The 21,142-nt window shown below is 38.4% G+C and carries 16 protein-coding genes; 2 read left to right on the top strand and 14 right to left on the bottom strand.

Annotated features, from left to right (window positions below):
- Window positions 1–222: 222 nt before the first annotated feature.
- The 7 genes from GSF09_RS03150 to GSF09_RS03120 form a co-directional block, all read right to left on the bottom strand.
- Window positions 223–3,276 carry a choice-of-anchor D domain-containing protein gene (locus tag GSF09_RS03150; RefSeq protein WP_159799478.1) on the bottom strand — a complete coding sequence of 1,018 codons (3,054 nt, stop codon included), beginning with the start codon at window positions 3,274–3,276 and terminating at the stop codon, window positions 223–225.
- Between the two features lie 280 nt (window positions 3,277–3,556).
- Window positions 3,557–5,110, bottom strand: a complete 1,554-nt coding sequence (locus GSF09_RS03145; protein ID WP_159799477.1) for a T9SS type A sorting domain-containing protein — start codon at window positions 5,108–5,110, stop codon at window positions 3,557–3,559.
- Between the two features lie 113 nt (window positions 5,111–5,223).
- The gene (locus GSF09_RS03140) at window positions 5,224–6,546 is read right to left on the bottom strand and encodes a TolC family protein (protein ID WP_159799476.1); all 1,323 of its coding nucleotides are present in this window, start codon (window positions 6,544–6,546) and stop codon (window positions 5,224–5,226) included.
- Window positions 6,547–6,620: 74 nt separating this feature from the next.
- Window positions 6,621–9,056 carry an ABC transporter permease gene (locus GSF09_RS03135; protein ID WP_159799475.1) on the bottom strand — a complete coding sequence of 812 codons (2,436 nt, stop codon included), beginning with the start codon at window positions 9,054–9,056 and terminating at the stop codon, window positions 6,621–6,623.
- A gap of 35 nt (window positions 9,057–9,091) precedes the next feature.
- Entirely contained in the window at window positions 9,092–9,796 is a 705-nt protein-coding gene (locus GSF09_RS03130) for an ABC transporter ATP-binding protein (RefSeq protein WP_159799474.1), read from the bottom strand.
- Between the two features lie 25 nt (window positions 9,797–9,821).
- On the bottom strand, window positions 9,822–11,261 hold the full coding sequence (locus GSF09_RS03125; protein ID WP_159799473.1) for a S41 family peptidase: 1,440 nt from the start codon (window positions 11,259–11,261) through the stop codon (window positions 9,822–9,824).
- 130 nt (window positions 11,262–11,391) lie between these two features.
- Window positions 11,392–12,633, bottom strand: coding sequence for an efflux RND transporter periplasmic adaptor subunit (locus tag GSF09_RS03120; protein WP_159799472.1), 1,242 nt, complete (start codon window positions 12,631–12,633; stop codon window positions 11,392–11,394).
- A gap of 142 nt (window positions 12,634–12,775) precedes the next feature.
- Between GSF09_RS03120 and GSF09_RS03115 the strand changes: the two genes are divergently transcribed.
- Together GSF09_RS03115 and GSF09_RS03110 are read left to right on the top strand one after the other, a co-directional pair.
- Window positions 12,776–14,125, top strand: a complete 1,350-nt coding sequence (locus GSF09_RS03115; RefSeq protein ID WP_159799471.1) for a sigma-54 dependent transcriptional regulator — start codon at window positions 12,776–12,778, stop codon at window positions 14,123–14,125.
- Window positions 14,118–15,461, top strand: coding sequence for a PAS domain-containing sensor histidine kinase (locus GSF09_RS03110; RefSeq protein WP_159799470.1), 1,344 nt, complete (start codon window positions 14,118–14,120; stop codon window positions 15,459–15,461). The genes GSF09_RS03115 and GSF09_RS03110 overlap by 8 nt, the downstream gene beginning before the upstream one ends.
- 7 nt (window positions 15,462–15,468) lie before the next feature.
- On the opposite strand, the gene GSF09_RS03105 is transcribed toward GSF09_RS03110, so the two are convergent.
- The 7 genes from GSF09_RS03105 to GSF09_RS03075 all read right to left on the bottom strand — a co-directional run bounded on the left by GSF09_RS03105 (window position 15,469) and on the right by GSF09_RS03075 (window position 21,102).
- Window positions 15,469–16,260: a sulfite exporter TauE/SafE family protein gene (locus tag GSF09_RS03105; RefSeq protein ID WP_159799469.1), complete on the bottom strand. Its 792-nt coding sequence runs from the start codon at window positions 16,258–16,260 to the stop codon at window positions 15,469–15,471.
- Window positions 16,261–16,329: 69 nt separating this feature from the next.
- Window positions 16,330–16,956, bottom strand: a complete 627-nt coding sequence (locus GSF09_RS03100; RefSeq protein ID WP_159799468.1) for a Crp/Fnr family transcriptional regulator — start codon at window positions 16,954–16,956, stop codon at window positions 16,330–16,332.
- Window positions 16,957–16,989: 33 nt separating this feature from the next.
- Window positions 16,990–17,403 (bottom strand): YeeE/YedE family protein, encoded by a 414-nt coding sequence (locus GSF09_RS03095; protein ID WP_159799467.1) that lies wholly within the window; start codon window positions 17,401–17,403, stop codon window positions 16,990–16,992.
- Between the two features lie 12 nt (window positions 17,404–17,415).
- Window positions 17,416–17,973 (bottom strand): YeeE/YedE family protein, encoded by a 558-nt coding sequence (locus tag GSF09_RS03090; protein ID WP_159799466.1) that lies wholly within the window; start codon window positions 17,971–17,973, stop codon window positions 17,416–17,418.
- 104 nt (window positions 17,974–18,077) lie between these two features.
- Window positions 18,078–19,430, bottom strand: a complete 1,353-nt coding sequence (locus tag GSF09_RS03085) for an FAD-dependent oxidoreductase (protein WP_236564842.1) — start codon at window positions 19,428–19,430, stop codon at window positions 18,078–18,080.
- Window positions 19,431–19,432: 2 nt separating this feature from the next.
- Window positions 19,433–20,677: a sodium:proton antiporter gene (locus GSF09_RS03080; protein WP_159799465.1), complete on the bottom strand. Its 1,245-nt coding sequence runs from the start codon at window positions 20,675–20,677 to the stop codon at window positions 19,433–19,435.
- A 47-nt stretch (window positions 20,678–20,724) separates the two neighbouring features.
- A complete protein-coding gene (locus tag GSF09_RS03075; RefSeq protein ID WP_159799464.1) occupies window positions 20,725–21,102 on the bottom strand; it encodes a PH domain-containing protein in 378 nt (125 codons plus the stop codon).
- Window positions 21,103–21,142 lie beyond the last annotated feature (40 nt).

The raw sequence follows: 21,142 nt of genomic DNA, 5'->3' as shown, positions 1-21,142 counted from the left end.
TAAATAATGCAATTAGAATTATTACACTTTTAAATAAACTGGTAGTTTTTTGCATGTTCTATTTTTATTTAATTCAAGAAAACTCAGTATTTGCCAAATGTGTGCAAGGTACATTTATAAAACCAAAATTTAAATTAAGATTGTTTTAAAAAAATGTTATTCTTACAAAAAAGTCCGGGAGGTATAACCTCCCGGACTAATTACTACAGAGAAAAAAGCTGCTTAGTTAACAACTATTTTTTTATTTGTTACTGTGTTACCTGATTTAATTACAGCAAAGTAAATACCTTTTTGCGCATTGTTAAGGTTTATTGCCTCAGTACCATTTATCTTTTTTGACAATACCTGCTTGCCAAGAGAATCATAAATAACAACTTCGGCATTTTGTGCAGCATTGCCAAGGTTTATCTCAAAGCTGCCATTGTTTGGGTTTGGGTAAACCATTACCTCGCTATTGCTGTTGCTAACAGTTCCGGCAGTTTTAATTTCTTTAGACTGTGCTGCCGGCCTTGCAGAAACTTCTGAATAACAATCCCAGCTTACATCATCAATAACTACCCTGTTTCCACTGTTTTCAATTTCTATAATGGCGTCATCCGGTATGTTTACCAGTTCAGAGAATGTCATTGGAGTGTCAGAAGAAACAGTAATGTCAGTACCTACCTGTACATCGTTTACATATACTTTTATGGTAGAGTTACCGGTAAATACCCTTTTGTACTGGAATGATAATGTGCCTATGCCACCTGTTATAGCAGTAACATTAGTTAATGAACCTGACCTTACAGCTATAGCCTTGCCATTTAAAGTCTGGTCTGTCCTTGCATCATTTGCAGTCCAGATTATTCCGTTTTCTCCTGTCCATGTCCTTACGGCATAGTTGCTTGCATTAGCACCAAGGTTGGCAAAAGTTTCTGTACCGCCCACACATGGAGCAACAGCAGTTTCAAATTCATCCTCGTAAGCATCGGTATAAGCAGGCCCGTTAACACAATCAGTATTATTATAAGCGTAAACATTTATTGCATATACAGTTTCAGGGTTTAATCCTGATATAGTAAAGTTGGCATCAGTACCGGCATATACTACAGTACCGTCACCTAAAGTATCGTTTACATTATATTCTGTACCATTTACTGGATTAGCTATACTTCCTGTTCCTGCTTCTACTATTACAGCAATATAGCCATCAGCAGTTATACCTGCAGAAACATCGGCAGTAGCATCTGTAACGTTAGCTATTGTAACAGTTCCACCCACAGGGGCAACACATGCAGTAAGCGCATTGGCAGCAAGGTTTACCACGCAGGTTGCCTCGTCAGCATCATTGCTTGTAATGGTAAGTATATCTGTATCGCTTCCGGCAGCAGCGCTGTTAAACCTTACAGTAACGTCTATAGAATTAAGGGCTGTTACAGTAAAAGGGGCAGCAGGGCTTACAATTTCAAAATTAGTATTGTTAGCAAGCGATAAAGCAGAAACCTGTAAATCTACAGTACCCTGGTTGCGTATTGTAAATATAGCATCGTTACTTACACCTGCCTCAACATTGCCGAAGTCAAGCAGAAAATTGCCACATGCCTGTTTTGCACCGTTTATATCAACAAGCTGTAGTTCCTGCTCGTTTGGTATCTGGTAGCAATCCCATGAAAGGTCATCAATAATTACCCTGTTTCCGCTGTTTTCAATCTCTACAGTTACATCTCCTTCAATGTCAACTGACTGGGTAAAAAGCATTGGAGTTTCTGAAGATACTGTAATATCATCACCAACCTGAATATTATTTACAAATACTTTTAATGTAGAGTTCCCACTAAATACACGCCTATAGTTAAAGCTTAATGTACCCATACCACCAGATACCGGCGCATCATTTGATAATGAACCTGTCCTTATGGCAATAGCCTCACCATTTAGTTCCTGGTCAGTCCTTGCATCTGTAGCTGTCCATGCAACACCATTATCTCCCACCCAGCTTCTAACAGCATAATTGCTTTGGCTGCTGCCAAGGTTTGTAAATGTTTCAGAGCCACCAATACATGGTGCCACAGGAGTAGAAATTTCATCTTCAAAACCTTCTTCAATATATACAGGGCCTCCTGTACATGATACATTATTGTAAGGATAAATAAATATGCTGTAAATTGTATCCTCGCTAAGGCCATTAACTGTAAATTCGCTGTCAGTGCCATTATAAACTACAGTACCACCGCCAAGGGCATCGTTTACGGCATAAGTAACTCCGTCTGCAGGGGCACTGGTAAGCGGTGCTGCGGTTGTAGCAACAACAAGGTAACCATCGGCATCAAGATTTTCAATACTGAAATCTGCACTTGTAGCAGTAACATTATCTATTGTGATTACAGAACCATCGGCAACAGGGGCAGCACATGGCCCTACAGCTATACCGGCAAGGTTAACAACACAGCTGGCCTCATCAGTATCATTGTTTACTATTGTAAGAGTACCGGTTTTAGCTCCGGCAGTAGTACTTTGAAAACGTACTAAAACAATAGATGATGCTGAAGGTGCTACTGAAAAAGGTATTGCAGGTGATATTATACTGAAATTATCAGTATTGCTAAGGTTAAGCTGGCTAACCTGAAGGTTTTGGTTACCATTGTTTTTAATATAAAATATGGCATCCTGATATGTATTAACTGCCGGAGAGCCGAAGTTTACCTCAAGGCTGTCACAGTCAAAATTATTATTAGCCACATCGGCAAGCTGCAGTTCCGGCCCGTTAACAGATGGGTAGCAGTTCCATGTAATATCATCTATAATTGTCCTGTTACCGCTGTTTACAATTTTAATTGTAGTATTTCCGGCAACATTAACCGCATAAGAAAAAGTAGCCGCAGTTTCAGAAGAAACAGCAATGTCTCCGCCATACTGTACATCGTTTACATATACTTTAAGTGTAGAGTTGCCTGAAAAAACCCTTTTATACTGAAAGCTAAGTGTACCCACACCTCCGGTTATAACCGATGTGTTTTGAATATTTCCTGACCTTATGGCAACAGCTTTACCATTTAAAGTCTGGTCAGTCCTTGCATCGGTAGCCGTCCAGGCAACACCGTTATCGCCAGTCCAGCTGCGGGTTGCATAGTTGCTTGCATTTGCACCCAGGTTGGCAAAAGTTTCATTGCCGCCACCTGTACATTCAAACGCTGCCGAAACTGTTGCGGCATTGTGATAGCGGGCACTAAAGCTGGCAAACGACAGGCCCGTAATACAGGCCAGGGCCAAAGCTAATAAAAATCGTTTTTTAAACATGGTAATAAATTTTTAGGTTGATAAGTTGCTATAATTAAAGATGTTACCTGCAGGGTTTAACTTTAACTGTTTCAAATTTACCTTTTACCAACGGCGCGAAAACGATTTTTACACTAAACTTTTATTAATTTAAAGTTACTAAGGTTCTAATTATTAAATGATTATGTTACTAAAATGCATAATTATGCATATTATAAATCTGCATGTTAAAATAACACTAAGAATAAAAAAAAGGGCTTTTCATTTTTGAAATGCCCTTCTTAATTAATGAAGAAGAAAATTACTGCTTTATAATTTTTGCAGTATAATTGTTAGCGAACTGGACAAAATAGGAGCCTTGCGCCAAGTCTTCAATAAATACAGGGCTTTCACGGCTTATCATAACAGTTTTTAGTTTTTGCCCCAGTGTGTTATATATTGTTGCCTCTATTTCTTTTTCAGAATTTACATAGAGAGCATTAGTGGCAGGGTTTGGGTAAACGGTCAGTTTGCCTGCACCTTCTTTTTCAGTGCCTAATGTGCTATTTCCGCTTATTTTAGTAAGAAATGGATAATAGTTGGCATTTTGAGGGACATGCTGTATAGCATCAAATGTAAGCGTACCCATACCTATCCCTGTAGTATATATGCTGTTATCAGGATTTACATGAATACTGCCGAACTGCGAATAGCTGCTTCCCATTATGGTTTTTGCCATTACAATATTTCCTGAAGGATTGTATTTTAATACTATTCCCCTGTAATTAAAATTTTGGGAGCCTGTAGTTATATTATTGCCCCATTGTATAGTGCCTGCCGTTTGCCCTGTAAAATATATGTTGCCGGAACTGTCAATACTTAAAAAATTTCGGTTTCCCGGAATTACCATTCCCTGGCCGGGCACTTCCTTAACCCACTGAAAGTTGCCAGATGCATCCAATTTTGCAATAAAAAAATCTGAAAATCCCTGTAAGGGGCCTTCGGCAGTTATTCCGTCAAACTGGTAGTCACCAAATAAATGGGAACTGAAGTATATTTCATTTGCATTATGTGTTACCACCTGTGTCTGCGGGCAGGTTATATCTTCAACATATTTTACCCACTGGTATTGCCCCATGGGTGAATACTTTACTATATATGTATTGTACAGCAGGCTGTTGCCTACTGATACACCCGCATATGTTGCGTCCTGGTTAGCGCACGAACCCGCAGCTATTATATTTCCATCAGTATCTACACTTACAGATGTAATACGGTTTACATTTTCCTGTTCAATAGTCAGCATTTCAACGCCCGCAGGTGACAGCTTTATTATATAGGAGTTTAAATAAGTATCATAACCTATATATAAGTTTCCCATTGCATCCAGTGCCATTGCCCTGAAATCGGCTATCTCATTCCATTCCGGCACGTCAGTATCTAACTCCCTGTACCAAATAAGGCTGCCCTGGCTGTTGAGTTTTAGCAAAACCCATTGTTCCCCCTGGGAAGATGATGTAAATGTTGTGCCGCTTACAGTGAATGAATTTAAATAGTTTAAAGCTACATAGCTGTTACCGGAATTATCGGCCACTATTTTATAGACACTGCCCTTGCCTGTAAAGGTGTTGCTAAAAAGCAATTGCCCTGCCGAATTATATTTGTTATAAAATAAATTACCTTTTATATCATTATACGGATAGGGAGTATCTTTAAATCCTGCAAAATAAATATTGCCGTCAGCATCGCCCGCAGTGGCATAGCCAATCATATCCGGATTAACGTCTACACTGGTTTCAGGTGTTATAATCCACTCAAAACTTTGCGCATTTACATATAATGAAAATAGTAGGGGCAATAAGTATAATTGTTTCATAACCTGTTGATTTTAAATCAAATTTACACAGACTTATGAAACAAGGTAACAAAAATAATTATCCGGGGTATTTATTTTAGTATTTGCATGTTCTCACCGAGAATTTGAAGCATTTAAATACTGTTGTATTGTATCAGGTTTAATTTAAGGTACTGATACTGTGCTGTGAATTTTGCCCTTAGCAGGTTATATTCTGCCATTGTTAGCTGGTTTTTTGCAGTAGTGAAAATTACAGCCTCAACAAGGCCGTTTGTAAACTTAGCCTGCGTTGTGGCAAAAGATTTTTGTGCTGTTACAACCGTTGCTTCCATTTTGCTGATAAGCGCCAGGCTTTGCCTTTGCTTTGCTGTTTCCTGCTCTATGGACTGCATAAGTATCATTTTTTCCTTTTCACTATTAACCCTGTTTTTTTCGCGTTCAATTTTGGCGAGCTGTACATCCCGATGATTCCTAAAGCCATTAAAAATAGGTATGTTAAGGCTTACACCTATATTGTGGTTTTTGTTATCATTTATCTGCGTCCAAAATGGGGGAGCCTGCGTATTGCCAACACCATTTAACTGCTTATAGTAAAAAGAGGAATAGTTATAGTATAAAGACAATCCAGGGAGGTATTTATTCCGCTCAATATTTACGTTTTTTGCAGCCACCTGTTCAGCCAGCCCGGCAGCCTTTATTTTAGGATTGTTTTTTAATGCAGTTTCATAAACAGCATTTACATCTGCGGTTTCAGTAAATGTGGGGAGGTTAAAAGGTGCTACGCTAAAGCTATCAGGATTGGTTCCGGTTATGTTCATTATTTGTAACAGCAATAGTTTCTGGTTTTCAAGCAGTTGCTGCGTTTCTATAATTGCATTTTCTTCCTGTGCATAACTTAGCTGCATATCATATAAATCGCTTTTGGGCCTGCTTCCCAGCCCGCTTTCCTTTTCAACCCTGTTAAGGTTAAACTTTGCATTTTCAAACTGGCTTTGCTGTATTTTAAGCAGTTCCTGTGTGTACAGCACATTAAAGTAATTTTCAAGTAGTGAAAGCAGGTACTCATTAATTATAGCTTCCTTATCGGCTTTGCTTTTTAAAAGAGTTATTTTATTTATTCGCGCCTGTGTAAAAATATTAAAGTTAATAATGTCCATTTCTGCATTTAGCCCTACATTGTCTGATTGTATATTTGAGCTTACCCTGTTGTTTGTTGCAGGGTCTATAGTAGAGCCTATACTGTAATTATGGCTTGCATTTGCCGTTACCCTTGGCAGGTACTCCATTGCAGCGGGCCTGTATGTTTTTTCGGCACTTAATACATCCAGTTGTGCTAACTGAAAATCAAGGCTGTTTTTCATGCCCGTTTCCATACATTTTTCAAATGTCCATATTTCCTGTCCTGAACAAACACAGGCAGATGAAATAAAAACTATATAAATAAAGTATCTTTTCATTTTAATAAAGGAAATAATAGCCTGCAGGCGTTAACCTGCAGGTTATTAAAAGCAAAAAAACTAAACAATTGTATCTATTCGTATTTAAGGTATTTCAATACATTAACTTTTGTTGCCTGATAAGCACGGCTAAGTACAACAACCAGTGTGAGCATAAGCAGCACTATAAAGCCTACTATAAACGGCATGGGTGAAATATCTATCCTGAAAGCGAAATTTTCCAGCCATTTATCCAGTAAGTAATAAACTGGAAGTAAAGCAATAGCAAACCCTGCTATACAAAACAGTATATATTGTTTTGAAAGTTCCTTTAAAAGTACGCCCGTTTCAGCGCCCAGTGTTTTCCTTATGGCTATTTCCTTCATTTTTCTCTGGATAGAGTAGGAGGCCAGGGCAAATAAACCAAATACCGCGATAAGGATTACTATAATATTAAGAAGGGAAAAAAGGTTTTTTTGCTTTATATAATCCTCGTATGTGCGTGCATAATTTTTATTTACAAAATCATAACTGAACGGATATTCGGTATCTACTTTTGTTGTCCAGAATTTTTCAATATCTGCAATGGTTTGCTGCATGTTCTCTGCATCAACTTTAACATATATGCTGCTAACATTACCAAGCATCCATGTAATGGTTTTAAAATGGAAAAATGTCATAGGGGGAATTTCATTTTGCGGGCCGGTTACATTAAAATCATCTACTATGCCTACTATTTTCAAATCTTTATTGTTCCAGTGTATTATTTTGCCTATAGGGTCTTTTTCTTTCATCATTTTTAGCGCCGTTTCATTAACCATAACAGAATTAACAGTATCCAGTGCATATTTTTCTGAAAAGCCGCGCCCTTTTACTATTTTAATTTGCATCATTTCCAGCATGCCGAAATCAACTGCCATGTTTTGTCCCTGAATATTATTAACATCTTTATACTTAAAACCCGATGATGAATTGGCGCCGTTGCCAAAATCAAAAGCACCTGTAGTTACCTGCTGAACGCCCTTGATTTTTGAAAGCTCCCTTTTTATGGTATAGTAGCGGTTAAATAATTTTTCCTGATAGTTTTCATCTTTCCAGTCATAAAAATTCCTGTATTGTACCTGTACTACCTGGTCGCCATTAAAGCCCAGTTCCATGTTGGCCATGTGGTTTACCTGGCTGTAAACAATGTAAGAGCCTATTATAAAAAAGGATGCAATGGCAAACTGGAGTATCAGCATGCCGTTTCGCAGCCATACGCCGCTCTTACTCCTGCTAAAGTTGCCTTTAAGTACTTTTAATGTCTCAAAATTTGATACATATACCGCCGGAAATATACCTGCAGTAATAACTACTATTATAAAAATTACTATTAGCTGCACATAAAACTCATTACTGTGCAGCATCAGTGTTTTGTTTAAAAAATCATTATAATAGGGCAGGGATAACTCTACTACCACAAGTGAAATTAAAATAGCAATTATTGCTGTAATTACAGTTTCAAATATAAACTGGCGGATAATATTGCCTTTGGTTGCCCCAAGTATTTTACGTATTCCTACTTCCTTTGCCCTTTTTATGGCATTGGCTGTGGCAAGGTTTACATAATTGGTTATAGAAAGGATAAGTATCAGTATAGAAAGGCCAAACATTATTACTAGGAACTGGTAGTTGCCTTTACCTTCCGGGCCACCACTAGTAAGGGTATGCAGCCTTACCTGGGATAAAGGTTCAAGATGCACTTTAATATTACCGTTCTTTTTTAAATATTCTTCAGGGCTTATACCCTCGTTCTTAGCATATCTTTTTATCCTGTTTTCATAGTAAATATTCTCTATCTGCTTTTCAGTCTTTTCTTTAGCAGCAGGATTTTTAAGCTTTACAAGCAGGGCAAAATTAAAATTACCCCATTCATCTTTATTTTCGGCAAGCCTGGTTTCAATATTGTTAATAACTGCTTCGGGTTCAAAAAATGTCCTTTTATCAACCCTGTAAACCCCTTTTACAATTTTAACACCCTTAGCATACTTTATCTGCTTGTTTATAGGGTTTTCATCACCAAACAGGGCTTTGGCTGTTTTTTCAGATAATACTATACTGTTTGCGCTTAATGCTGTTTTAGGGTTGCCTTTTATAAATTCAAAAGGGATAAAGGAGAAAAAGTTTTTTTGGGCATCAGTAATTTTGGAACATATAATCTTATTGCCTTTATATGAAATTATTTCGCCCGAATACCAGTCGTTTACATAACAATAGCTTTCCAAATCATCTGATGAAGCCTGTAGAAGTTCACCGGTGGCTGCAAGGTTGGTAGACCATATATCAAGGTTAAGGTCGCCCAAATCATTGGTTACCTGAAACGTCCTGTCCTTATCTTCTATCCAGCTATTGTAGGAATGTTCCTCGTTCCAGTACAGCATGGCAAAAATTAATCCTGCTATACCAATACTAAGCCCAAGTATGTTGAGTGATGTAAATAACTTGTTGTTTTTTACATTATATAAAAATATTTTAAACCAGTTTTTAAGCATGTTGTTTTTGATTAATGATTGATTGATAAAAGCTGTTAATTGTTTACAAGCACATCTACATTCCTGCTGTTTTGCTTTTGTGAGAGTATCATGCCGTCTTTCATTAAAATGGTTTTTTGTGAAAAGGACGCATCATAGTCAGAGTGGGTAACCATTAATATGGTTGCACCGTTGGCATGAAGGTCGGTAAGCAGTTCCATAACCTCGTTGCCGTTTTTACTGTCAAGGTTTCCTGTAGGTTCATCGGCAAGTATTATTTTAGGGTCATTAATCAGTGCCCTTGCCACAGCTACCCGTTGCTGCTGCCCGCCCGACAGCTGTTGCGGGAAATGCTTTAGCCTGTGCGATATGGAAAGCCTTTCGGCAATGACCTCTACTTTTTTCTTTCTTTCGCCGGCAGGGATATTATTATAAATCAACGGCAGTTCTATATTGTCATAAACTGATAGCTCATCAATCAGGTTAAAATTCTGGAATACAAAGCCTATGTTCTGCTTCCTTATTTTTGATTTTTCCGTTTCGCTTAATCCTGTTATCTCTTTGTCCAGTAATTTATAGCTGCCGGAGGTAGGATTGTCCAGCAGGCCGACAATATTTAAAAGTGTAGACTTACCGCAGCCGGATGCGCCCATAATTGTTACAAATTCACCCTGTTTTATTTCCATGGAAATTTCATTAAGGGCTTTTGTTTCCACTTCTTCGGTGCTAAATATTTTTGAAAGCTGTTCAATTTTTATCATGACTATATGTTTATTTAATTGTTTTTTATTTTGCTGAAAATGTTTGTTCGGCATACTCTACCCAATCCTCATCAGGTATGGTATCATCAAGGTAATAATCGGGCTGTATGCCTTTATCATCAATAGCCATTTCGGGAATCCTGTAACTTTTGGAAAGGCAGTAGCCCATTTCTATTTTTCCGCATGGCGATGTAACAAAATGCATATTGCTTATGTCAAGCACACCCATAGTGGTTGTACCAAAAAGCTTTGTTTTTGTGCTTTGTTTTGCAGCAAGCGAAAACTGCTCTGATGTACTGCCATTTGCCCTGTTTATAAGTATTGCAACATTTTTAGGATAATTGTAAACGGTATCAAGGGTTTGCACATATACTTTTTGATCGTTAAGGTTAACAAACTTACCCAGGTTATCATTCAGGGTTTTTAAATTTTCTTTAATGGCTTTCTTTTTCTCACTGGAAATGTCAGGATATTTTAAAAATTCTTCCATGCGCTGGTTGTTAAGCGGTGTAGAAAGCATTTCCAGCCCTATAATCCTGATAGGGTTAGTGTATAGGTAAGGTATAATTTGCGCATAGCTGTTATCTGAACCTCCGCCATTGTTCCTTATATCAATTACAAGGTTCCTTGTTTTTATTATTTTATCATGGTTTGCGTTTATAACACTGTCAATACTGCGTTTGTTTTCATAAGCAAATGAGGGTATGCGTAACACAAGGGTGTTTTCAGAATACTGCTGAACCATTGGCCCCTGTGCATTAAGCAATTCAAGATAGTTGATAGTGTTTTTGGAGTCTTTTTTATCAGGGTTTACACGTGTTAATGTAAATGCACTAATCTGCATCGTATTAAAGCCAATCAGTTTCGCGCTTTCAAATTTGTATTCCGAGTAATTCTTCAGGTAATAAGTCCCCGCATATTTATTGTCTGAAACAGCATTAAATTGTATTTTAACCTGATTCTTTTGCCACCCGCTATTCCCTCCTTCAATAATAAATCCGGTATAGCCATTTCCATTTTTCACTATTCCTATTGTGTAAGGGCCTGTTTTCCAGATACCTTCTACAGAGGTTTTCTTTATTTTTGAAAGGTATTTGTTTAGCTGCTGCTCGGTAATATCATATTTTTCCCAATCTGCATGCCCTGGTATTTCCTGAGCAGGTTCTGCATCCTGCCCGGTATTGTCTTCAATAATATTGACTGATATATGCCCGTTTCTAAAAAATTTCATCCAGTCATAAATGGCCTCGGCACAACCTGCGGTGGTGTTAATAGTTTTCACCTTTTCAAGAAATGACCTGTTGTGCGCATTGTAAGCGGCTTCGCCCTTTTTGTCAACCGCATAACGGAATCCTGCGTCATTTTCCTCGAAAGTTTTTTTAGCCCAGTTAAAACTTTCCTCGCAATTGCATTCCTGTCCAAATGAAGGAAGTGCTGCTAATAATAAAAAAACTAATTTTTTCATATTTGGTGTGTTTATAGTATGCGGTTGATTAGTCCGCTGTTATAATTGGTTAATTGATTGATGACTGAACTCTTTAAATAAACATGCTCATTATTGATAAAATACATTCTGTTATTATTTGTATCATACTTTACTCTTTTATATTTAATACCTGTATATCGCTGTAATCCCTGTAAGATGAGGTAACTACTTTTTCACCCAGTTTAAGGCCTTCTTCTACTTCATAATAAAGAGGGTTTTCCCTTCCCAGCTTTATATTTCTCCTGATTGCTTTATCTCCTTCGGCAACAAATATCCATTTCCCTGCAGTATCCTCATAAAAACTCCCTTTAGTTAATACAGTGGTTTTTGTTTTTTCTGACAATATAAGCCTTACTGCAAAACTTAATCCCTGCTTTAGGTCAAGTTCCTTACTCTGTTTAAATTCAAGGTCAACTAAAAAGCGCCCGTTTTTAATTTCAGGTATAATTTTAGCTACTTCAACTTCAATTATGCTGTTGTTAAAATCTATCTGCCCTTTTTGTCCTGTAGAAATTTTATCAAGATAATATTCATCTACCTCGGCCTGTAATTTATAACCTTTCATAACATCTATCTTTCCTATGCTTTCGCCTGCTTGGTAGTTTTTGCCAAGCACAGGCTCAAAAGACAATACCCTGCCCGAAAAAGGTGCGGTAACTAAAAAATTCTTTTTGTTGCTGCGCAGTATTTCAAGGCTTTTTTGCATAATGGCCTGCGATTGGTTTATTTGCGATATAAGTATAATGTTTGCCTGCTTTTCCTTTTGTATGCTTTGCTGTATAATGCCTTTGCGCTCTTTTTGAAACCTAAAGTTTTCCTGAGTTTTATCCCATTCGTTTTTAGATAATATTTCTTCCTTATATAACTTTCCGTTCAGTTCATATAGGTTTTTGGCATCAAGGTAATCATGTTCTATTGCTACAAGGTCTTTAGCCATGCTTAGTTCCTGGTTCCTTAAGTCCAGTTTTGCCTTATTAAGGTTGTTTATCTGTTCTATTATAGAGGTTTCCTGTGTTACATAGCCCAGTTCGGTATTCGGGTTATATAACCTTACCAATGGCTGGCCTTTTTCTACATAATCTCCATTTTCTATATATATTTCCTGTACAGAGCCTCCTTCAATAACATTAAGCAATGTGGAATGCAGCGGCTCAACCTTAGCCTGAAATACTATAAAATCCTCAAAATAGTTATCCTCAACTGTTTTTATCACTATTTCTTTCCTGCTTACGTTAAGGCTCCTCTTTTTTATTGCTGCTGAATAAACAAAATAGCCTATCAGTAAAAAAGCAGGTACTGCCATCAAAAAATACTTATTTTTTTTACTTTTACGCTTAACAACGGTATCCATTTATGTTTGTTTTGGCATATAGAATAACAATTTTATGCCATTATTTTAAAAGTTGTAATTGATTAATTTATAGTGATTTATTTACCACAAAAATTTCTCAGTGTCCGATACCGAACACTTTTTTGTCCGAAACCGCACACCAATGAAAAAAACACAGGCAGGTATTTTAATAATTGACGATGATGAGGCGATTGTATTTGCCTCAAAAATGGTATTAAAAAAGCATTTTGAATCGGTTTACACCCTTAATAATCCCAAACATATACTTTCGCTGCTTTCGGAAACACCGGTTGATGTTGTCCTGTTGGATATGAATTACAGGATTGGTTTTGAAGATGGGCGTGAGGGCATATACCTGCTGAAGGAAATTAAAACTTTTGCCCCTGCAACAGTAGTTATTTTAATGACCGCCTTTGGAAAGGTGGAAACAGCCGTAGAAGGATTAAAAAAAGGCGCTTTTGACTATGTTTTAAAGCCCTGGGATAACAGCAGGCTTATTGAAGTGGTAAAAGCTGCAGTAGATGAGGCACGTAAAGGGAAGAAAAAGATAGCGGAAGCACCGGCCCGGGATACCTTTTTTATTGGTAATTCACCGGCAATAAAAAATGCCTATGCGCTGGCAGGCAAAGTGGCAAAAACAGATGCCAATGTGCTTATACTGGGTGAAAATGGTACAGGTAAATATGTTATGGCACAGCACATACACCAGGCATCAGCGCGGGCAGGCAAACCGTTTGTGCATGTAGATTTGGGGGCGCTTAATGAAAATATTTTTGAGAGCGAGCTTTTCGGGTATGCCAAAGGTGCATTTACAGATGCTAAGGCCGATACTGCGGGCCGGTTTGAACTGGCGCAAAACGGTACTATTTTTTTAGATGAAATAGGAAATGTGCCGTTGCATCTTCAGTCCAAATTATTGCAGGTAATACAAAGCAAGTCAGTAACCAGGCTGGGGGAGGGCAGGCCCCGCCAGCTTGATGTACGCATTATTACCGCAACCAATACCGATTTAAGGAGTGAAGTAGCGAAAAAAATATTTCGGGAAGATTTATACTACCGTATAAATACGATGGAGATAACCCTGCCGTCCCTGCGTGAAAGGAGGGAAGACCTGATACCCCTTGCTGATTTCCTGCTAAGTAAAATGGCAGAAAAATATGGTAGGGAAACAGTGGTATTTGATGAAAAGGCATTGCAGCAAATAGAGGTTTACCAATGGAATGGCAACATACGTGAAATGGAAAACCGTATTGAGCGGGCTGTTATATTATGCGAGAATAATACAATTACGGCAAATGATTTGAACCTTACTAATATTACGGATATTGCTGTTGATGAAAACGAACTCCAGTTATCTGAAATTGAGAAAAAATCTATAGAGAAGGTGCTTATAAAAAATAATTATAATATCAGTAAATCAGCAGAAGAGCTTGGCCTGTCAAGGGCTGCTTTATACAGGCGAATTGAAAAATATGAAATAGGCAATGGCTAAAAAGAAATCATTTCAGTTATACCAGCTTTTATTTTTACGGCTCATAGTTATACTGGCTGTTGTAGCTTGTATTTTCTTTTTATATACCCATCACTTTATATACACCACCATTTTTTTTCTGCTAATTTTTATAGCATTGCTGGCTGAGCTGTTTTATTTTGTTCAAAATGTTTTTCAGTTTTATGATAAAACAATCAGTGCCATATTAAATGATGATTTTTCAGCTGATTTCTCCAAACACAGCGGGCTTCAAAATTACAAAAGCCTTTTTAGGTTATACAATACCCTGAAAGCAAACAAACAGGAGCAGGTATCAAAAGACATCGTTTACAGTTCCATACTCAACAATATAGAAACGGCAGTACTTATACTGCAAAAAAAGCAAGGGGAAGAGGAGAGGAACATCTTTTTTATTAATGATTATTTTTCAGGCCATTTCCGGGTTCCCAAAGTTACAAAATGGCATTACCTTAAAAATATGCTGCCATCCTTATGTACTATTATAGAGGAACGGGATTTTGATGATATAAAAACATCAATACAGATACGCATAGATAAAGAGGACATGCAGACTTTTATATTGCAGGCTTCTAAAACGGTAAATTATAACGATGAGTATTATATTGTCCTGATGGATTCTATACAAAATGTAATAGATAAAAAGGAAAAAGAAGCATGGGTAAACCTGATGAAAGTTATATCACATGAGCTTATGAACTCCGTTACTCCCATACGCTCCCTTGCACAGAACCTTCAGGAAATAGCCGGGCAGGAAAAGTTAACGGATGACGACCTTGATGATATAAGGCAAAGTGTTAATACCATGATACACCGCAGCGACCATTTACAGGGGTTTATAGAAAGCTACCGCAAGCTTGCCATGCTGCCATCTCCTGTTAAAGAGAAAACGGAGCTGACCGCACTGATTGGCAGCGTGCTGCAAATTATGGCACCTCTGCTTAAAAATGCAGGAATCAGTATTGACAATAAAGTTACTGATAAGCGCTGGTTGATGGTTGACAGGCTGCAAATTGAGCAGGTACTCATAAACTTACTTACCAATAGCATGTATGCACTGGAAGATAAGGCCGATAAGAAAATTGAAATAGCTGCCGAGTTTAAAAATAAGCGCATCTTCATTACAATATCCGACACAGGAAGTGGTATTGACGCCGCAATTGAAGATAAAATTTTCCTTCCTTTCTTTACCACCAGGAAGCAGGGGGCCGGCATAGGGCTTACCCTTTCCAAAAATATTGTGGAAGCCCATAATGGTTACCTGATTTACAATACCGATGGTGAAAGGACTACTTTTTTAATCTGCCTTGTGGAATAGATGCCTTTTAAATAACCAGCTCTTTTACAATAATATAAACCCCCATCAGCAATACAAAATAACCAAACCCGGATTTAAGTTTTTCCCCATCAATTTTACGCGACAATGTTATACCTATAAAAATGCCGGAAAGGGCAACCAGGGTGAAGGGTATTAGAAAGAACCAGTCTATAGCGCGGTTAAAAGCATCACCCGCAAACCCTGCTAACGACTGTATGGCGATAATAAACAGTGAAGTGCCTATGGCCTTTTTCATGGGAAGCCCTGCAAGGAACACTAACGCAGGTATAATAAGAAAACCACCCCCGGCACCCACTGCGCCTGCAAGCAAGCCTGTTGCTGTACCACTTATAATAATTTTTCCTTTTGAAAGAGCCGAGGGTTCAAAGGCAGGAGATGCTGACCGTATCATTTTCATGGCTGCCAGCAGCATTATTACGGCAAAAAGTAGCATTAACATCAACGGCTTTGTCAGGGCAAAGTTGCCTATTGTACCAATAGTATCAGGTATAGCAGGTATTACTAAAGCACGCACAAGATAAGCGGTTATTAAAGAAGGTATGCCGAACAGGAAAACGATACTAAAATTTACATTACCTGTTAAAGCATTCCTTGTTCCTCCGGCAAGGGCGGTAATGCCCACAACAAATAACGAATAGCCTGTAGCGGTTACCGCATCTAGGCCCATTGCATAAACCAGTATAGGTACAGTAAGTATTGAACCCCCACTGCCTATAAGCCCAAGTGAAACACCAATCAGCAACGCAAGTAAATAGCCTGATAATTGTATAAAATCCATATAATTATTTTATAGGCTAAATTATACCGATGGGATTATACTGGCAGTAACAAATGTTACAGCAAACAGTTATTTCAGCAGTTGTATTATATTACGGTTTAGCTTAATTATACCTTCGTTTTCAAGGGCTTTTAAAAGCCTGGATACCACCACGCGTGAGGTATTTAGCTCATAGGCTATTTCCTGGTGGGTATTGGCAATTAATGACGATTGGTTTACTTTGGCTTTTTCTCTCAGGTAATTCAGCAGGCGCTCGTCCATTTTCATAAAAGCAAGGTTATCAATTGCAGAAAGCATTTCTGAAAGCCTTTTATTGTAGCTGCTGAAAACAAAGTTGCGCCAGCTTTTATATTTGCCGAGCCATTCCTCCATTTTTCCTATGGGTATCATAGCTACCGTTCCCCTTGTTTCGGCTACGGCGCGTATCTCGCTTTTGGTATCGCCAAGGCAGCAGGCCAGTGTCATGGCACAGGTGTCTCCTTTTTCAAGAAAATACAAAAGCAATTCACCTTCAACCTTATCTTCCCGCAGTATTTTTATAGCCCCATTTATCAGCAAAGGCATCTGTTTTATATACTGCCCTATTTCAATAAGCAGGTCGCCTTCATCAAAATCAATAATACTGGCAACATCTGCTATTTCCTCAATCAGTTTCGGTTCAAATATACTGCTGTAAGCATTTGTAATTTCGCCCATAGATACTTGCTTTTATAGCTGTAAAGATAATAATTAATGGGGTAGCCTATTTTTTATATAGCCATATGCCCACGTGCCTGCCACCGCACCGGCTATAACTATTAAAACCGGAATGAAACCTGCGCCCACAAGGGTAAACATGGGGCCGGGGCAGGCTCCCACAAGTGCCCAGCCCAGCCCGAAAATAATTCCTCCAAGCATATAACGGTAAAAACTTCTTTCTTTAGGTATAAATGCTATGGTACTTCCATTTATATGCTTTAGCTTGTAGTATTTTATTAACTGCACAACCAGTACCCCTGTTACCAGCGCCGAGCCAATAACACCATACATGTGAAACGACCTGAACTGAAACATTTCATATATCCGGAACCATGATGCGGCCTCTGATTTAAACATGACAATGCCAAAGAAAGTACCTATAAGAAGGAATAATAAATTTTTCATTTTATGTAAATTTTAAAATAATAAAGGAAACAGCAAGTGCACCATAATTAGCCCTCCTGTAAAAAATCCTATTACAGCAATTAAAGAAGGGAATTGCAGGTTGCTAAGCCCCGATATGGCATGCCCTGAGGTACACCCCCCGGCGTAGCGTGCACCAAAGCCAACCAAAAAACCTCCTGCAAAAAGTAACGCAACCACTTTAACAGATGATAAAGCAGAATAGCTGAAAAGCTCTGTAGGCAGGTAGCTGCTTACTGCGCTTTTAAAGCCTTGCTGCTTAAGCTGTGCTATAACTTCAGGGTTAATTTTAGGTACAGGGTTGTCCGAAAGCAAATGTATTGCTATAAAGCCTCCTATAACTGCCCCAGCTATAACAAAAAGGTTCCAGCGCTGGCTCCGCCAGTCAAAACAAAAGAAATCACAGTTTTTTCCTGCGCCCAGTGCGGCACACACAGTACGGAAGTTTGACGACATGCCAAAGTTTTTACCTGCAAAAAGAAGTGCAGCCATCGTAAGGGTAATAAGCGGCCCGGCTACATACCAGGGCCAGGGTTCATAAATCCAGTCCATGCTTTTTATTTTATAGGGCAAAATAAATTAAATGAAAAAGCGCGGTCAGTATCTTTTGTTACAAAGGCAGGATTTATAATTACAAAGGCCTATATAAATTATTGTTATATATCTTTTATTAAAGCGCGTGCTGCTGTTTGCACAGGATCCCAAACAGGTGAGAACGGTGGAGCGTAAGAAAGGTCGAGGTCAATAATATTTTGCAGGGTTAAATTGTGGGTTAAGGCAGTTGCAAGCACATCTATACGCTTGGCAGCACCTTCCTCGCCAATAATCTGTCCTCCCAGCAGCCTACCGCTGTTTTTTTCTGCCAGGAGCTTTACTGTTATGTCTTTAGCACCGGGATAATAATGAGCCCTTGTTTTACTGTCAATAATGCCTGTAATATATTCAATATTCAAATCTTTAAGCTCTTTTTCCCTAAGCCCTGTGCGGGCTACCTCATAACTGCAAATTTTGCATACCGCAGTACCAACAACACCGGGAAATACTACTTTTTCACCTGCTAAATTGCTGCCAGCCACTAATCCGGTTTTGTTGGCTACTGTGCCAAGTGCAATATAAAATTGTTTTTTGCTGACGAGGTTCAAAGTTTCGGTACAATCGCCTGCCGCCCATACATCCGGTATATTGGTTTGCATACTGGCATTTACCTTTATAGCGTTTTTAATACCAAGTTCAATTCCTGAACTTTCAAGAAAATCTGTATTTGGAGATGACCCCATTCCCAGTATTACCATGTCGCAGGCAATTTCCTGCTTGTCTGAAATTACTGCTGTAACACGGTTATTTTCTGATTTAAACCCTTTTAATGTTTCCCCGCAGTAAAGAGCAATACCCAGTTTATGTATAGCACATGATATTTTTCCACCCATATCAGGGTCTAGAGTGTTCATTACCTGTGCCGAGCGGTTAATTATAGTAACCTTAAGCCCGCGTATCAGTAAAGCTTCTGCCATTTCCAAACCAATATACCCGCCACCCACTATTACGGCATGCTTTGGTTTTTCATGTTCTATAAAGTGTTCTACCTTAATGCCGCTTTTAAGGGTTGAAATCCCGAAAATACCATCGGCACCATATCCCGGTACATCCGGGCAAAATGCTTTTCCGCCTGTAGCTATTAATAGCTGGTCATATTCCTGCCAAAATTCTTTTTGGCCAGCCAGGTTAACCACTTTTACACGCTTGTTTTCGGTGTCAACCTGTGTTACCTTATGCTGGGTAAAAACATTTATATTATACTTATTTTTAAATTCTTCGGGACTGCGCACAATAAGCTGCTGTACAGCAGGTATAGTTTCTGATATAAAATAGGGAATGCCACATGCGGAATAGGATGTATAGTGAGATTTTTCAAACACTATTATTTCCCTGCCGGGCTGTTCGCGCCTTACTTTTGAAGCGGCCGACATACCTGCGGCATCACCGCCTATTACTACAAGCCTGTTCCCCATAATTAAATTGAATCGTATTTGTCTATTCTGTTCTGAACCAATTCTGCCGTAAGGCCGTGTATCAGTACAGAGAAAAATATTGTTGCAATGGTTATATCAAAAAGCTTATCGGTATCTACAAATTTTGTATAGGTTAAGGCGTAAGTGAGGTAAAATACCGACCCAATGCCCCTGATACCATAAAATGAAAGCACGAATTTTTGAAAATGGTTAAGATTGGTTTTTACAAGCGAAAGATACCCTGCCAGCGGACGCACCACCAGTATCATTATTAAGGCAACGGCAACTATTTCCGGATTGAGCAGTATATAATACTGCGATGAAATAAAAATACCCGTAGCTATAAATATAATGGCCACAACTATGCTCTCAAGTTCTTCGTTAAAGTCATGAAGGCTGTCCATATGGCTGTCAAATATCTCATAGCGGCTAAACATGCAGGCAGCTACAAAAACGGCAATAAAACCATAACCGCCTATTATTTCGGTAAGTGCATAAGGCAGTAGTGTAAGGGAAAGCGACAATATTCCCCTGCTTATTTTATTTAATATAGCGGTTGAAGAAATAGAAAAAACAAGTTTGTATAATCCCCAACCTGTTATAAGGCCAATTATAACTCCCAGTGTTATTTTTATCAAAAAGTCGTGCAGAAACCAGTAGCCAATCCATTCAGTATAATCGCCCCCTGCAACAGCATATAAAATTGCGGCATAGGTAAACGGAAAAGCAAGTCCGTCATTTGCCCCGGCTTCAGAGGTTAGCCCAAGCCTTATTTTAGATGTATCTGCCTTACTGGGTTCAGATGTTTGCAGCTCACCTGCCAGCACAGGGTCAGTGGGTGCTATCAGTGCCCCGAAAAGCAATGCCGTAGCGGGCGCAAGGCCTGCTATTTTCCAGCCTAAAAAAGCCGCGGCAACAATAGTTATGGGCATGGCAATGGCCAGTAACCGGAATGAATATTTCCATGTTTCCCATTTAAAAGGCTCTTTTATTTTTAGGCCTGCATTGGTGAGCGCAACAATTACCACAAATTCTGATATGCGTTTTATAATATCGAGATGCCTTAAGGGCTCAAAAAAATAATGCAGGAAAATAAAGTAGCTTGCTATGCCTATAATAAGATAAACGATAGGGGCAGAAATATAACTGCGTGACATAATTACAGGTACAATAGCGGCAAGCATGGCTATTATTCCCGTAATAAGCAATATTAAATTATAATCTTCTAAAGTAAAATAATCAGGCATGTATATAATGCTTTACCTTTTAGGATAAAGCCTGTTTTTTTAAATGGTTAACTTAAAATGTACTGGCTAAGTACTTTATAAACTTCATTAATATTATGGTTTTTGCCAAATTGTTTTTTGATAGGTACGCTTTCACCGCGAACCCATATTTTCAGCTCGGCATCAAGGTCTAATAACCCCGCACTTTCCTTTGAAAATTTTATGATACTGCCATAGGGTATGGAAAGATAATCCGTTTTAGAACCGGTAATTCCCTGTTTATCCACCAAAATCAATCTTTTATTAGTGAATATAAACATATCCCTTATAAGCTTGTATGCCTTTTCAATGTGCTCACCATTTACTAAAAGCGGCTCAAATTCCGCCTGTACTTTTTCTATGGCCACTTCAGAGGCGTGTCCTAATATAGCATTGAATAATCCCATTTTTACTGAATTTAGTCCTATAAATTTAATGATGATTTTT

Origin of the sequence: Flavobacterium sp. MK4S-17 (assembly GCF_009848495.1) — a bacterium.
GTDB lineage: Bacteria > Bacteroidota > Bacteroidia > Flavobacteriales > Flavobacteriaceae > Flavobacterium.
The sequence above is the reverse complement of the archived record's forward strand: the minus strand, read 5'-3'. Positions and strand labels throughout refer to the sequence as shown.

Coding starts and splice junctions, on each gene's coding strand:
- GSF09_RS03150 (WP_159799478.1), bottom strand. CDS start 3,276: ATGTTTAAAAAACGATTTTTATTAGCTTTGGCCCTGGCCTGTATTACG.
- GSF09_RS03145 (WP_159799477.1), bottom strand. CDS start 5,110: ATGAAACAATTATACTTATTGCCCCTACTATTTTCATTATATGTAAAT.
- GSF09_RS03140 (WP_159799476.1), bottom strand. CDS start 6,546: ATGAAAAGATACTTTATTTATATAGTTTTTATTTCATCTGCCTGTGTT.
- GSF09_RS03135 (WP_159799475.1), bottom strand. CDS start 9,056: ATGCTTAAAAACTGGTTTAAAATATTTTTATATAATGTAAAAAACAAC.
- GSF09_RS03130 (WP_159799474.1), bottom strand. CDS start 9,796: ATGATAAAAATTGAACAGCTTTCAAAAATATTTAGCACCGAAGAAGTG.
- GSF09_RS03125 (WP_159799473.1), bottom strand. CDS start 11,261: ATGAAAAAATTAGTTTTTTTATTATTAGCAGCACTTCCTTCATTTGGA.
- GSF09_RS03120 (WP_159799472.1), bottom strand. CDS start 12,633: ATGGATACCGTTGTTAAGCGTAAAAGTAAAAAAAATAAGTATTTTTTG.
- GSF09_RS03115 (WP_159799471.1), top strand. CDS start 12,776: ATGAAAAAAACACAGGCAGGTATTTTAATAATTGACGATGATGAGGCG.
- GSF09_RS03110 (WP_159799470.1), top strand. CDS start 14,118: ATGGCTAAAAAGAAATCATTTCAGTTATACCAGCTTTTATTTTTACGG.
- GSF09_RS03105 (WP_159799469.1), bottom strand. CDS start 16,260: ATGGATTTTATACAATTATCAGGCTATTTACTTGCGTTGCTGATTGGT.
- GSF09_RS03100 (WP_159799468.1), bottom strand. CDS start 16,956: ATGGGCGAAATTACAAATGCTTACAGCAGTATATTTGAACCGAAACTG.
- GSF09_RS03095 (WP_159799467.1), bottom strand. CDS start 17,403: ATGAAAAATTTATTATTCCTTCTTATAGGTACTTTCTTTGGCATTGTC.
- GSF09_RS03090 (WP_159799466.1), bottom strand. CDS start 17,973: ATGGACTGGATTTATGAACCCTGGCCCTGGTATGTAGCCGGGCCGCTT.
- GSF09_RS03085 (WP_236564842.1), bottom strand. CDS start 19,430: ATGGGGAACAGGCTTGTAGTAATAGGCGGTGATGCCGCAGGTATGTCG.
- GSF09_RS03080 (WP_159799465.1), bottom strand. CDS start 20,677: ATGCCTGATTATTTTACTTTAGAAGATTATAATTTAATATTGCTTATT.
- GSF09_RS03075 (WP_159799464.1), bottom strand. CDS start 21,102: ATGGGATTATTCAATGCTATATTAGGACACGCCTCTGAAGTGGCCATA.